This is a genomic window from Acidovorax sp. NB1 (genome assembly GCF_005405905.1).
Classification (GTDB): domain Bacteria; phylum Pseudomonadota; class Gammaproteobacteria; order Burkholderiales; family Burkholderiaceae_C; genus Acidovorax.
In genome coordinates this window covers 31,510-44,782 of record NZ_BJHU01000043.1, presented here as the reverse complement: position 1 = coordinate 44,782, position 13,273 = coordinate 31,510, and the positions used below count along the sequence as shown (strand labels likewise).

12 protein-coding genes are annotated in these 13,273 nt (G+C 66.6%); 4 read left to right on the top strand and 8 right to left on the bottom strand.

Annotation, left to right across the window (positions count from 1 at the left end; genetic code table 11):
- Positions 1 to 2 precede the first annotated feature (2 nt).
- From cysW to AvAM_RS21180, 4 genes are all read right to left on the bottom strand, one after another.
- Positions 3 to 905: a sulfate ABC transporter permease subunit CysW gene (gene cysW, locus AvAM_RS21195; RefSeq protein WP_137748934.1), complete on the bottom strand. Its 903-nt coding sequence runs from the start codon at positions 903 to 905 to the stop codon at positions 3 to 5.
- Positions 902 to 1,771 carry a sulfate ABC transporter permease subunit CysT gene (gene cysT / locus AvAM_RS21190; RefSeq protein ID WP_137748933.1) on the bottom strand — a complete coding sequence of 290 codons (870 nt, stop codon included), beginning with the start codon at positions 1,769 to 1,771 and terminating at the stop codon, positions 902 to 904. Before cysT ends, cysW begins: the two co-directional genes overlap by 4 nt.
- 37 nt (positions 1,772 to 1,808) lie before the next feature.
- Entirely contained in the window at positions 1,809 to 2,813 is a 1,005-nt protein-coding gene (locus tag AvAM_RS21185) for a sulfate ABC transporter substrate-binding protein (protein ID WP_137748932.1), read from the bottom strand.
- Between the two features lie 209 nt (positions 2,814 to 3,022).
- Entirely contained in the window at positions 3,023 to 3,607 is a 585-nt protein-coding gene (locus AvAM_RS21180) for an alpha/beta hydrolase (RefSeq protein ID WP_137748931.1), read from the bottom strand.
- A gap of 203 nt (positions 3,608 to 3,810) precedes the next feature.
- Between AvAM_RS21180 and AvAM_RS21175 the strand changes: the two genes are divergently transcribed.
- The 3 genes from AvAM_RS21175 to AvAM_RS21165 all read left to right on the top strand — a co-directional run bounded on the left by AvAM_RS21175 (position 3,811) and on the right by AvAM_RS21165 (position 6,435).
- Positions 3,811 to 4,719 carry a hypothetical protein gene (locus tag AvAM_RS21175; RefSeq protein WP_137748930.1) on the top strand — a complete coding sequence of 303 codons (909 nt, stop codon included), beginning with the start codon at positions 3,811 to 3,813 and terminating at the stop codon, positions 4,717 to 4,719.
- Between the two features lie 97 nt (positions 4,720 to 4,816).
- Complete coding sequence (locus tag AvAM_RS21170; protein WP_137748998.1) at positions 4,817 to 5,356, top strand: sigma-70 family RNA polymerase sigma factor; 540 nt, start codon at positions 4,817 to 4,819, stop codon at positions 5,354 to 5,356.
- Positions 5,353 to 6,435: an ankyrin repeat domain-containing protein gene (locus AvAM_RS21165; protein WP_137748929.1), complete on the top strand. Its 1,083-nt coding sequence runs from the start codon at positions 5,353 to 5,355 to the stop codon at positions 6,433 to 6,435. Before AvAM_RS21170 ends, AvAM_RS21165 begins: the two co-directional genes overlap by 4 nt.
- Positions 6,436 to 6,467: 32 nt before the next feature.
- Here AvAM_RS21165 and AvAM_RS21160 read toward each other — a convergent pair whose 3' ends face one another.
- Together AvAM_RS21160 and AvAM_RS21155 are read right to left on the bottom strand one after the other, a co-directional pair.
- A complete protein-coding gene (locus tag AvAM_RS21160) occupies positions 6,468 to 7,337 on the bottom strand; it encodes an HDOD domain-containing protein (RefSeq protein ID WP_137748928.1) in 870 nt (289 codons plus the stop codon).
- A gap of 200 nt (positions 7,338 to 7,537) precedes the next feature.
- Positions 7,538 to 8,485, bottom strand: a complete 948-nt coding sequence (locus AvAM_RS21155; protein ID WP_137748927.1) for a LysR family transcriptional regulator — start codon at positions 8,483 to 8,485, stop codon at positions 7,538 to 7,540.
- 152 nt (positions 8,486 to 8,637) lie between these two features.
- Between AvAM_RS21155 and AvAM_RS21150 the strand changes: the two genes are divergently transcribed.
- Positions 8,638 to 9,282, top strand: coding sequence for an FMN-dependent NADH-azoreductase (locus AvAM_RS21150; protein ID WP_137748926.1), 645 nt, complete (start codon positions 8,638 to 8,640; stop codon positions 9,280 to 9,282).
- Positions 9,283 to 9,409: 127 nt separating this feature from the next.
- On the opposite strand, the gene AvAM_RS21145 is transcribed toward AvAM_RS21150, so the two are convergent.
- Both AvAM_RS21145 and AvAM_RS21140 read right to left on the bottom strand, forming a co-directional pair.
- Positions 9,410 to 11,740 carry a bifunctional diguanylate cyclase/phosphodiesterase gene (locus AvAM_RS21145; protein ID WP_137748925.1) on the bottom strand — a complete coding sequence of 777 codons (2,331 nt, stop codon included), beginning with the start codon at positions 11,738 to 11,740 and terminating at the stop codon, positions 9,410 to 9,412.
- 499 nt (positions 11,741 to 12,239) lie between these two features.
- Complete coding sequence (locus AvAM_RS21140; protein ID WP_137748924.1) at positions 12,240 to 13,076, bottom strand: MetQ/NlpA family ABC transporter substrate-binding protein; 837 nt, start codon at positions 13,074 to 13,076, stop codon at positions 12,240 to 12,242.
- Positions 13,077 to 13,273 lie beyond the last annotated feature (197 nt).

Genomic DNA, 13,273 nt, shown 5'->3' with positions numbered 1-13,273 from the left:
CTTCACACACCAGCGGGCGCGGGGCGCTCTGGCGGCAGTTCGGCGGCGGCCTTCAGGGCCTGCTCGTTGCGGTGTTCGGCAATCGTCTTGATGACCAGGGTGACCAGCGCCAGCAAGGCCAGCAGCGAGGCTGCGGCAAACGCGGCCACCGACTGGTATTCGTTGTAGAGAATCTCGACGTGCAGCGGGATGGTGTTGGTCTGGCCCCGGATGTGGCCCGACACCACCGACACCGCACCAAATTCGCCCATGGCCCGGGCGTTGCACAAGATCACGCCGTACAGCAGGCCCCACTTGATGTTGGGCAAGGTCACGTACCAGAAGGTCTGCCAGCCGCTCGCACCCAGCACGATGGCAGCCTGTTCCTCGTCGTTGCCTTGGGCCTGCATCAGCGGGATCAGCTCGCGGGCGATAAACGGGAACGTGACGAACACGGTGGCCAGCACGATGCCCGGCACGGCAAAGATGATCTTGATGTCATGCGCCGCGAGCCACGGGCCAAACCAGCCCTGGGCACCAAACATCAGCACGTAGATCAGGCCCGCCACCACGGGCGACACGGAAAACGGCAGGTCCACCAACGTGGTCAAGAACGCCTTGCCCTTGAACTCGTACTTGGCAATGCACCAGGCCGCCGCTACGCCAAACACCAGGTTCAGCGGCACCGCGATCAGCGCGGTGATCAGCGTGAGCTTGATGGCCGACCAGGCATCGGGCTCGCGCAGGCCCTCCAGGTAGGCGCCAAAGCCCTTGCGCAGCGCCTCGGCGAACACGGCGGCCAACGGCAGCACGAGGAACAGCAGCATGAAAGCCAGTGCCAGCGTGATCAGCGTGTAGCGCACCCATGGCGCCTCGGTGGTGCCGGCCTGGGCGCGGCGAACAGTTCGAGAGTTGGCGCCGCTCATGCTGGGGCCCCCGCGTGGCGGCGCTGCCAGGCTTGCAGCGCGTTGATGATGAGCAGCAGGATGAAGGAGATGACCAGCATCACCACGGCCACAGCCGTAGCGCCTGCGTAGTCGTACTGCTCCAGCTTGCCGATGATGATGAGGGGCGTGATCTCGGACACCATGGGCATGTTGCCCGCGATGAAGATGACCGAGCCGTATTCACCCACGGCCCGCGCAAACGCCATGGCAAAGCCGGTGAGCAGTGCGGGCGTGATGGAGGGCAAGATGACCTTGGTGAAGGTCTGCAGGCGTGTGGCACCCAGGCAGGTGGCGGCCTCTTCCAGCTCCTTCTCGGCGTCTTCCAGCACCGGTTGCACGGTGCGCACCACAAACGGCAGGCCGATGAAGATCAGCGCAATCACGATGCCTGCGGGTTTGAACGCGAGCTGGATGCCCAGGGGCTCCAGAATGCTGCCGACCCAGCCATTGCCCGCGAGCAAAGCCGTGAGCGAGATGCCCGCCACGGCCGTGGGCAGCGCAAACGGCAGGTCCACCAGCGCGTCCACGATTTTCTTGCCGGGGAACTTGTAGCGCACCAGCACCCAAGCGATCAGCAGGCCAAACACCAGATTAACCAGTGCTGCGATGAACGATGCGCCGAAGGTCAGCCGGTACGACGCCATCACGCGCGGCGCGCTGATGGCGGCCCAGAACTGGTCCCAGGTGAGGGTGAAGGTCTTGAAGATCAGTGCCGACAGCGGGATCAGCACGATGATGCTCAAGTAGAAAAGGGTGTAGCCCAGTGACAGCCCGAAGCCGGGCAGCACGCGCTTGGGCGCGCGCCGTCCGGCCGGGGCTGCGGCCACAGCGGTCGCAGTGGTCATAGATGCAGTGGTGAGACGGGAGAAGCGCCGGGCCTACTTACTTGGCGCCGGGCGTGTAGAGCTTGTCGAACTGGCCGCCGTCATTGAAGTGCACCTTCTGCGCTTCGGTCAGCGAGCCAAAGTACTTGGCCACGGTGAACTGCTTGAGCGGCTTGAAGGTGTCGGCGTACTTCTTGAGCACGGTCTCCGAGCGGGGACGGATGGCGTGCTTGGCCGCGATTTCCTGCGCTTCCTCGGAGTACAGGTAGTCCAGGTAGGCCTTGGCCAGTTGGGCCGTGCCCTTCTTGGCCACGGTGCGCTCCACCACGGCCACGGGGTTTTCAGCCACCACACTCACCGAAGGGTAGATCGCATCGACCTTGCCCGCGCCGAACTCGCGGTCGATAGAGACCACCTCGGATTCGAACGTGATCAGCACATCGCCCTGGTTGCGCTGCAGGAAGGTGGCGGTGGCGTCACGGCCACCCTTGGCCAGGATGGGCACATTCTTGTACAGCTTGCTGACAAATTCGGCGGCCTGGGCCTCGGTGCCGCCCTTTTCGCGCACGGCGCCCCAGGCGGCCAGGTAGGCATAACGGCCGTTGCCGCCAGTTTTGGGGTTGACCACGATGACCTGCACGCCGGGCTTGATCAGATCGTCCCAGTCCTTGATGTTCTTGGGGTTGCCGTTGCGCACCAGGAACAGCATGGTCGAGGTGGTGGGCGATGCGTCGTGCGGGAATTTCTTGGCCCAGTCCTTGGCCACCACGCCGCTGTCGGCCAGAAACTGCACGTCGGTCGTCGTGTTCATGGTCACCACATCGGCGGCCAGGCCGTCGTTCACGGCACGCGCCTGGGCGCTGGAGCCGGCGTGCGACTGGTCGATCTTGACCTCCTGGCCGGTGGTCTTCTTGTAGTGGGCGGCGAAGGCAGCGTTGTAGTCCTTGTAGAACTCGCGAGCCACGTCATACGACACGTTGAGCAGCGAGTTCTGCGCGGCAGCCATGCCGCTCGCGGCCAGGGCCAGGGAGGCCAGGAGGGTCTTGAGTTTCAGAGAAGTCATGGTGGTGTCGCCCAAAAAATTGCTGGAGATGCCGGATTGTGCGGAGGCGCTCTTAAAACTCAAAAGAATATATTCTTGTTAAATAATCAGCTATTGGCATATGGATTGTTGATGGACTGTCCGCTGCGGATAGCCGCTGCCATCCATGCATCCAAAATAGCCTTTACCGCGCGATCAGTATGGATTTATAGCTACAAAAATCATAGCAACTACATCACAGCCGGATGGGAATGGGCTGGGGTGGCTGCCAGCGGGTGGGCAGCAGGCCCACCCTCCAGCGACTGCAACAGCGCCCAGCCCAGCGGCCATTCGCCGTGGCCCGAATCGATGTTGATATGCCCCGCGTTCTGCATGCGCACAAACTCGCTGCCCCAAGCCCGGGCATAAGCGCCCGCCAGGCGGATGGGGCAAAACGGGTCGTTGCTGCTGGCCACCACAATGCTGCGGTAGGGCAGCGCGGCATAGGGCACGGGCGCAAAGTCGCTCAGGATGGCACGGCGCTCCGGGTCGGCCGGGGCCACCAGCAGCGCACCACACACCTTGGCCGCAGCCTCCGGGTCCATGTGGTTGGTGGCAATACAGCCCAGGCTGTGCGCCACGATCACCACAGGGTGCGGCGCAGCCAGCACGGTCTTTTCAAGCTGGCTCACCCAGGCCGAACGCGTGGGCGTGATCCAGTCGTCCTGCACCACACGGCGCGCGTTGGGCAGGCGCTCGGCCCACAGGCTCTGCCAGTGGCCGGGGCCCGAATCGCGCCAGCCGGGGACGATGATGATGGAGGTGGTAGAGGTCACAGGGCTGGCATTCTGCGAGCCGCTCTTTAAAACCCAAACGACTTAATTCTTGTTATTTAATCGCCAAATCATCTAACCACCGCTCATTTCGTCGTTTTCGGGGCTCCAGCCCACAGTGGGCCTCTTTTTTTCGCCTGGTTTAACCCCGTTCCATCGCCCCGTTCGTTTCACCCAGCACCACCACTTTTTTTGATGGAGCTGCCATGAAACCCCGTTCGCTCACCCTGCCCGCCCTCGTCGCCCTGACCGCACTGCTGGGCCTGGCCCACCTTCCTGCTCAGGCCATTGGCCGCCTGGCCGATGTCACCATCGTGGACCGCGACACCGGCGCAACGCTGCCGGTGCACTACGCCCGGGGCGAATACTGGGTGGCCGGGCGGCCTGGGGCGCGGTATGCCATCACGGTGCGCAACCGGCTGGGCGAGCGGGTGCTGGCCGTGCCTTCGGTGGACGGTGTGAATGTGCTCAGCGGCGAAACCGCCGCATGGGACCAGCGCGGCTATGTGTTCTCGCCCTACGAGCGTTACCAGATCACCGGCTGGCGCAAGAGCGACAGCCAGGTGGCGGCCTTCGAGTTTTCCCACATTGCCAACTCGTATGCCGCCCGCACGGGCCGCCCGGCGCATGTGGGCGTGATTGGCGTGGCCCTGTTCTGCGAACAGCTGCCGCTGCCCCAACCGGCCCCGGCCATCACGCCCGAGCCCTACAGCCAGCGCCGCGACAACGGCCTGGGCCTCGGGCGCCTGCGGGAGGAGCCCGCATCGCCCGCAGCCGCTGGGGCTGCCGGTGCTCCAGCTGCCCCAGCCCCATCGGCCGAGGCCGAATCCTCTGCCCGCTCGCAGTCTGCCGACAGTGTGGCCAAGGCCGCCCCCATGCCATCGGCCAAGCTGGGCACGGCGCATGGCCAGCGCGAGACATCGGTCGTCACCCACACCAGCTTCACGCGCTTGCAGGAGCAACCCAATGAAATCATCAGCATCCGCTACGACAGCCGCGAGAACCTGATCGCCAGCGGCGTGATCCGCGAGCCCATCGCCCGGCCCTACGTGCCCCCGGTGCCCCGCGCGTTTCCGCAGTCGGACAACCTGTCGTACGTACCCGACCCACGGTAGGCCGGGACCGGCCCGTGAGCGCATGGGGGTTTCGCATAATGCCCGGGTGCCCACCGCCCCACCCTCTGACGATGTCCACGACGCCGACGAAGCGCTGATGTTGCGCTACGCCACGGGCGACATGGCCGCGTTCGACCGGCTGTACGCCCGGCATGAACTGGCCGTGTGGCGGTTTGTGTTTCGCAGCGTGAAGGTGCAGGCGGTGGCCGACGACCTGCTGCAGGACGTATGGTTTGCCGTGGCGCGCAATGCCAGCCGCTACGAGGTGAAAGCCAAGTTCCGCACCTGGCTGTTCACGCTGGCGCACCACCGCCTGGTGGACCACCTGCGCACCGCCAAACACCACACCAGTCTGGACGCGAGCGACGACGATGCGCGCACGCTGGCCGACACACTGGTGGCCGACTCGGGCTTCGGGCCTGTGCGGCAATTGCAGTCGCGCGAGCAGGCGGCCGCGCTGATTGCGGCGGTGGAGCAGTTGCCGCTGGAGCAGCGCGAGGCCTTCTTGCTGCAGGCCGAAGGCGACCTGAGCGTGCAGGAGATTGCCGAGGCCACCGGCGTGAATTTTGAAACCGCCAAGAGCCGCCTGCGCTACGCACGGGCCAGCCTGCGCCAGCACCTCAAGGAGTTTGTATGACCCGGCAGGACGACGAACTGGTCCGGCGCTACCACGAAGCCAGTGAACAGGAAGGCGCCCGCCCCGGCACACACGTGCGCGATGCCGTGCGTGCGCATGCCCAGATGCTGGCCAACGCAGCGGCGGCAGGCCCGGCCCCCCAGGCTGCGGCCCCTGCCGCCAACCAGGCGCGCTGGAAGATTTCAGCCCTGGCCACGGTGGCCGTGGTGGGGCTGACCGGCTTGCTGATGCTGCAATTTGAACGCGGCACGCCCGAAGAGCGAGACACCGCTTTCAGCCACCGCAGGGCCGAGGCACCGGCGCCAGCCTCCCCTGTGCCCTTGGCCACACCAGCGGCCCAGCCACCGGCAGAGCCCCCACCAGCGTCGCCTCCTGCCCCCGAAAGTGCTCAGAAAAGCGCGCGGAGCAGCACCGGCCCATCGGCCGACGCCGTGGCCCCCAAGCCCGCCACGGCACCTGCGCCCTCGCCTGCGCAGCCACCGGCACCCGCACAAGCTGCGGCCAGGGCTGCGCCCGCGTCGCCTTCTGTCATCGAACCGGAAACCCAGTCAGCACCCCGTGCAACCCGGGCCCCGTCCGGGTTCCCAGCGTCGCCCTCCACGGCCGCAGCCCCCAGTGCCGAAAGGCGCGAGCGCCCGGCAGCAGCCGCAGCACCAGCCCTACAAGAGGCAGCCCCGGCCCCCCCCACGGCCCCCATGGCTCCTGGGGCCGCCGCCCCGGTAGCTCGCAGCCCGCAGGCTGATGCATTGGCCCCCGACCACAACACAGCCGCCGCCCCCGCCATGCAAAAGAGGCTCGGCGCTGCTGTGCCCCGCAGCGTGTGGGATGCTGCCCGCGCAGGACACACCCAGCAGGTGGAAGCCCTCGTGCAACAGGGCACGCCGGTGGACGCCCGCGACCCAGAAGGAAAAACCGCCTTGATGCTGGCGGCCTTGAACGGCCACACCGCCACCGTACAGAAGCTGCTGGCCCTGGGCGCCAAGCCCGCCCTGGTGGACCGCGAGGGCCAGAACGCGGCGCAGCAGGCAGCCCAGCGGGGGCACACGCGCCTAGCCGAACTGCTGGACGCTGCGCGCTGAAAGAGCTCTAGCGCATCAGCCGCGCACCGAGATCAAAACCGCACCGCCTCAAACGCCGGATGCAGCGCATCGATCCAGTGGTCCAGCTCGTCCTGCGTCACATGCAGGTGGTCCATGCAGGCCTCGCCATGCAGCAGCCACTCGCGCGTGGGCGCCAGGCCGTCGTGCTGGTTGACCAGAAACTCGGCCAGCAGGCCCAGCGCCACCAGGTGGCGCACCGTGGGGTCAAACTGTTCGTCGTTCAGGCATGCAAAGTCGTGGTGCAGCCAGATGGCCTGGGCCACGTTGCCCGGCAGGTGCCAGGTGCGCGCCACGATGGCGCCCATCACGGCGTGGTCGGTGCGGTGGCTGGCGTTTTCGGTCTGGGTGAAGGTGCGGTCCTTGCGGGCCAGCGCTTCGGTCACGGTGCTGGCGTAGCCGCGCACGGCCTTCACCAGCACAGGCATGCCCACGTGGCAGAACAGGCCAAAGCTGTAGCCCAGCCCGGGGTCAAAGCTGTAGAGCTGGTGGCCGATGTGTTCGCAGGCGATGGCGCGGCGCTGCGAGCTTTCCCAGAAGTGGTCGAGCAGCGGCGAGCGCACCTGCAGCGCGTTGCGCGTGATGAAGGCCGACATCAGCTCCACCGCCGGGCGCAGCCCCAGCACCGTGAGCGCCATGCCCACCGTCTGCACCGGCTGCGCCAGGCCATACAGCGGGCTGTTGGCCAGCCGCATGACGGCGGCGGCCAGAGCCACGTCGGAGGCGGCCAGTTGCTCCAGGGCCGCTGCGTCGAGTTCGGGCTCGGCCAGGATCTGCTGCAGGCGCAGCAGCGACTCGGGGCATGGCGGGATCACGATGGCGCGCACGGCGGGGTGCACGCGGGCCTGCCGGATGTCTTGGTCGATGGGGTGAGAAGCGGTCACAAGGGCCCAGTTCCGGGCCGTTCCGCGCCGCGCGACACCCTGGTGCGCCCAGGTGCGCGGTGGTGCAAGAAGGCAGCCCACACAGTTGCAATTCGTTGCATTGTGGGGCCAAAAATGCGTGCTGCGGGCGCCGTCCCACGGGGGCACGCGGTCTTTGTGGCGGCCGCTTGCCAAACCCGTGCAAGGCCGCTCTGGGTGCCCTAGATGTCTGCGCCGTCCAGCCCTTGCAGCGCCTGGCGCGTGCGCAGGCTGCTGCGCCCCGGCATGGCCTCGCCCAGAAAATCCAGAAACCGCCGCACCGCAGGCGACAGCCCCCGGCGCGACGGGAACACCGCATGCACGATGGCGGGCGCGGGCGCCCAGTCGGGCAACACCCGCACCAGCTTGCGCTCGCGCATTTCGTCCTGGCACATGTAGTCGGGCATCCAGCACACGCCGGTACCCGCCACGGCGGCGAACTTGAGCGTGAGCAGGTCGTCGGCCACGTAGCGCGGCGTGTGCTGCACCACCTGGTGCACGCCGCCCGGGCCGATCAGGTTCCAGGTCGATCGGCCATCGGGCGCCGACATGGCAATGCTGTCGAGCTGGGCCAGATCGTCCAGCGTCTTGGGCGTGCCCTGACGGATCAGCAGCTCGGGGCTGGCCACCAGGATCTGCGTGGTGTGGTCCAGCCGCTTGACCACCATGCTGCCGCTGTCGTCCACCGAGGGGCGCACGCGCAGCGCCACGTCGATGCCCTCTTCCACCAGGTTCACGGCGCGGTTGCTCACCAGCATGTCGATGCGCACCTCGGGGCAACTGGCCAGGAACCGGGGGATCAGCTCGGCCACCACGGTCTGTGCCAGTGTGACCGGGCAGCTCACGCGGATGGTGCCGCGCGGCACGGTCTGCACCTGGGCCACCGTGTCGGCCGCCGCCTGGGCCGATTCGCGCATGGCCTGGCAGTGGCGCAAATACGCCTCGCCCACCTCGGTCAGCGAGAGCTTGCGGGTGGTGCGCTGCAGCAGGCGCACGCCCAGCTGCGCCTCGAGGTCAGACACCCGGCGCGACAGCCGCGATTTGGGAATGCCGAGGGCGCGGCCCGCGGCGGCAAAGCCACCGCGCTCCACCACTTCGGCGAAATACAGCATGTCGTTGAGGTCTTGCATGGGCTTCATCGTCCTATGGATAGAACAATCTATCGCAAGTTCCCTGCCTTATCAACAGCTGGATGACCAACCACAATTCTCCCCATGGCCACACGGCGTGGCTTGCAACCCCAGCGCAACCACAGCCCCGCGCCCTTTTCAGGAGATTTCTCATGCAACTGCTTCACATCGACTCTGCCATCACCGGCGAACAATCCGTGTCCCGCCAGCTGACTGCCCGCACCGTGGCTGCGTGGCAAGCTGCCCACCCCGGCACCACCGTGCAGTACCTGGACCTGGCCCAGCAGGCGCCTTCGCACCTGTCGGCACAGTCGCTGGGGTTCCGCACAGGCCAGGCCGCAGCCACTGAGGCAGAGCGCGCTGAAAACGCACTGTCCGAAGCGCTGGTGAGCCAGTTCCTGGCCTCCGACGTGATCGTGATCGGCGCACCGCTGTACAACTTCTCCATCCCCAGCCAGCTCAAGGCCTGGATCGACCGCCTGGCGCAGGCAGGCCGCACCTTCAAGTACACCGACAAGGGCCCCGTGGGCCTGGCCGGTGGCAAGACGGTGATCGTGGCCTCTACCCGGGGCGGCGTGTATTCGACCAGCGAAGGCGGCCAGGCCATGGAGCACCAGGAGAGCTACCTGAAGGTGGTGTTCGGCTTCTTCGGCATCACCGACGTGCGCTTTGTGCGCGCCGAAGGCGTGGCCATGGGCCCGGACGCCAAGGCCGCTGCCCTGGCCTCGGCGGATGTGGAGATCAGCAGCCACACCAGCGTGGCCGCCAACCAGGCGCGTGTGTCGCAGGTGGCATAACCCGCAGGCTGCTTCAGCAGCAGCGGCTGCCTTGCGCTCCCCCACACACGGCCACGCGCCGGGTGTTGCGCTTTGGAGGGTTCGATTCAAAGAAAAATCGCCCCTGCCGCGCGTCCATCATGCCTCGCTAGCTATCATTTTTGACAATCTGCACCAACGGGCCACCTGCCACCGGCTGCAGCCAGTGCCGCGCCAGCTCCCCGGGCGCCAGCGCAGGCGCAAACAGCCAGCCCTGAAACCGCTGGCAGCCCATCTTGACCAGGAGCTGCCACTGCTCCTCGGTCTCCACCCCTTCGGCCACCACCTCCAGGCCCAGCGCGCGGGCCAGGGCGTTGACGGTGGCGCAGATCTCGCGGTCGTTCGGGTCCACCACGATGTCGCGCACAAACACCTTGTCGATCTTCAGCTCGCTCACCGGCAGGCGCTTGAGCTTGACGAGCGACGAGTGGCCGGTGCCAAAGTCGTCGATGGACAGCACGAACCCGGCGTTTTTCAGGTCCAGCGCCATGGCATACAGCGACTCATCCAGCAACTGCGATTCGGTGATCTCCAGCACCAGGCAGGCGGGCGCCACCCCAGTGCGCTGCGCGATGCCCAGCAGGGCCTGGGTGAACCCCGGCTCGCGCAGCTGGATGGTGGAGACATTGACCGACACCACCGGCACCTGCCAGCCCTCGGCGCGCCACTGCGCCACCTGGCGGCAGGCGGTTTCGAACACCCACAGCCCCATGGGCACGATGAGCCCGCTCTCTTCGGCCAGGGGGATGAACTCGTCGGGCGGCACCTGCCTGCCGTCCACCGACCAGCGCAGCAGCGCCTCGGCCCCCACCGTCTGGCGCAGGTGGTTGAGCTGCGGCTGGTACACCAGCGTGAACTCCCCGCCCTGCAGTGCGCCGTGCAGGCGGCGGCGCAGCTCCAGCCGGCTGCGCGCGGCCTGGGTAAATTCCTCGATGTAAAAACGGTACGAGCCCCGCCCCGCGCTTTTGGTGGCATGCAGCGCCGAATGCGCGTGCCGCACCAGCTCCACGCTGTCGCCCGCATCGTCGGGGAACAGGCTGATGCCGATGCTCGCGCCCATGTACTGCGCACCCACGTCCGACAGCCCCCAGGGCCGCGCCAGCCCTTCCAGCAGCGTGGTGGCCAGCTGCTCCAGCACCGTGCGCGACGCGGGGCGCTGCAGCATCACCGTGAACTGGTCATTGGCCAGCCGCGACACCAGCCCCCGCCCTTCCAGCAGCAGGTGAATGCGCTGCGCCACCTCGCTCAGCAGCGCATCGCCCACCCGGTGGCCGTAGGTTTCGCTCACGCTTTTGAAATGGTCCAGGTCAATCAGCAACAGCGCCACGCAGTGGTCGGGGGCCTGCGTGTACCGCCCGGCCTCGGCCACGGCGCGCTCCAGCGCGTCCTCAAAATAGCGGCGGTTGGGCAGACCCGTGAGGGCGTCGAAATGCGCGACGTGGTAAAGCCGCTCTTCGTTACGCAGCACCGCCGCCTCGGCCGTGCGCAGGCGGTTGAGCAGGCCCACCACAATCGCCTGGCGCAGCGCCGCCAGCAGCAGCACCAGCAGGCAGCACACCAGGATGAGCGCCTGCACGCCCGCCCGCCCCTCGGGGGTGATGATGAAAAGCCGCACCAGCGTGATGCCCGCCAGCCCCATCGCCACCAGGGGCACATAGTTCATGGCCTGGTCGCAGCGGCGGCGGTAGTCCGCGTCGTCCGACACCTCAAACCGCAGCCTGCGCGCGCCCCAGCCCAGCGCCAGCGCAGCCAGGCTGAAGCTGGCGTTGAACACCATGCCCGGCAACACATCGCCGCGCAGCAGCATCAGGTTCCACTGCATCCAGCTCAGGCCATAGCCCAGCATGCCCGCCAGCACCAGCAGGTGGGCCCGCGTGACCCGCACACCCACCGTGGGCATGGCCAGCGCCGTCACACCCGCCGCCGTCAGGTACACCGCCGGGTACAGCAGCAGCACCGTGGCAGTAGCCAATGGCTGCGCCTGCCCCGAGGGCAGGTAGATCACCAGGGTAAAAGCCAGCAGCGCCAGCACCGCGCCGCCAAAGTCCAGCGCTGCGGGATAGGCGCGGTCCTTGGAAAGCCGCGCAAACGTGGCGCGGATCACCGTGGCCGCCCACAGCGGCCCCACGCTCAGGAAGAACAGGTCAGCAGGCGCCGGGAAGGGGTTCCAGTCCAGTGCCACCTGCAGGTTCCACACCAGCTGCCCGGCCAGCACCAGCACCGTGCCCACCCACAGCCCCGTGTGCAGCAAGCGCTGTGCGGGCGGCACCTGCGCCCGCCCCCGCCAGGCCCAGAAGGCCGACAGGCCAAACGCCAGCGTCCAGGAGGCGTTGTCCAAAAACAGCCGCGTCGGCGCATCCGGCACCCAGAGCGATGCGGCGAACAACAGCAAGGCTGCGCCCAGCCAGACCGCTGTGAGGGCTCGTTCGGCGAAGGGCATGGGTGAGGAAGGGGGCGGGTGTTACCGGGCGTTACCCTTCCATTGTGGAGGCAAGCGCAGCCGCGCAGTTCTCCCAGAGAAGCACTGGGGTACTGCGGCGGCTCAAAAGCTACAAATTTGATAGCTATCAGCGCATACTGGACAGGCGCAAGGGCCTTTTTTAATCCATATTTTCGTGTGCTGTACGCGGTACCCGAACGGCCCATCCTGTGGCGGGTTGGAGCGCGGGGCATACAGGTGCGGCGATGGCGAGAAGTCCCCCCCCTCTCCCCGACCCTCTCCCGCGAGGGGAGAGGGGGTGAAGGGAAATCGCGCGGCCATTACAAGGCACGGCACGGCATGCCATGGCAAGCATCCATCACCCACAGGGCAGGTCGGTCGATCTACCCCGGCCCACGCCCCCTCTCCCCTCGCGGGAGAGGGTTGGGGAGAGGGGGCGCACAGGCAAAACCATTGCCCCAAGCCCGCTCTCCCTTGCAGAGCGCTCAGACCCTCAGCCTCAGAACCCCGGCAGCACCGAGCCCTTGAACTCGGTCTGGATGAACTTCTTGATTTCTTCGGAGTGGTAGGCCTTCACCAGCTTGGCCACCCAGGGCTTGTCCTTGTCGGCTTCACGCACGGCGATCAGGTTGACGTAGGGGCTCTTGGCATTTTCTTGGGCAATCGCATCCTTGCCGGGGTTCAGGCCCGCCGACAGCGCAAAGTTGGTGTTGATGGCCGAGGCGTCCAGATCGTCCAGCGAACGGGGCAGCTGGGCGGCGTCCAGTTCGACAAACTTGAGCTTCTTGGGGTTGCTCACCACGTCCAGCGGCGTGGCCTTGAGGCCCGCGCCGTCACGCAGCTTGATCAGGCCCTTGTCCTGCAGCACCAGCAGCACGCGGCCGCCGTTGGTGGGGTCGTTGGGGATGCCGAACTTGGCGCCTTCCTTCAGGTCTTCCAGCTTCTTGACCTTCTTGGAATACAGGCCGATGGGGAAGTTGACGGTGTAGCCCACCGACACCAGCTTGTAGCCACGGTCGGCCACTTGCGCATCGAGGTAAGGCTTGTGCTGGTAGCTGTTGGCGTCCAGGTCGCCCGCCGACAGCGCGGCGTTGGGCTGCACGTAGTCGCTGAACTCGACAATCTGGATCTTCAGGCCGTCCTTCTCGGCGACCTTTTTCACCTGCTCAAAAATCTGCGCGTGGGGGCCGCCGGTCACGCCCACCTTGATGGGCTTGTCCTGGGCCATGGCGCCCGACGAGAAAGCAGCAGCGGCAGCCAGGGCCAGGGCGGATTGCAGGAGAAGGCGCTTGTTGTTGTTCACAGGGAAAACCTTTCGTAAAGAGATGGCTTGCATCCTAGGGTTTCCCCGATAAAACTGGAACAACTAAGTTTTCATTTCATTACAACCTAATTGCATATAAAAACATGCACCCTGCGCTTTGAAAAGGCGTGCGCCCCTTCAGCGGCCACCGCGCAAGGGCCGCCAAGCCGCGCATGCGGCGCTTCGCTTGCGTGCGCTGGTGGCGTCCCCCTTTGGGGGAAGGCGCGCAG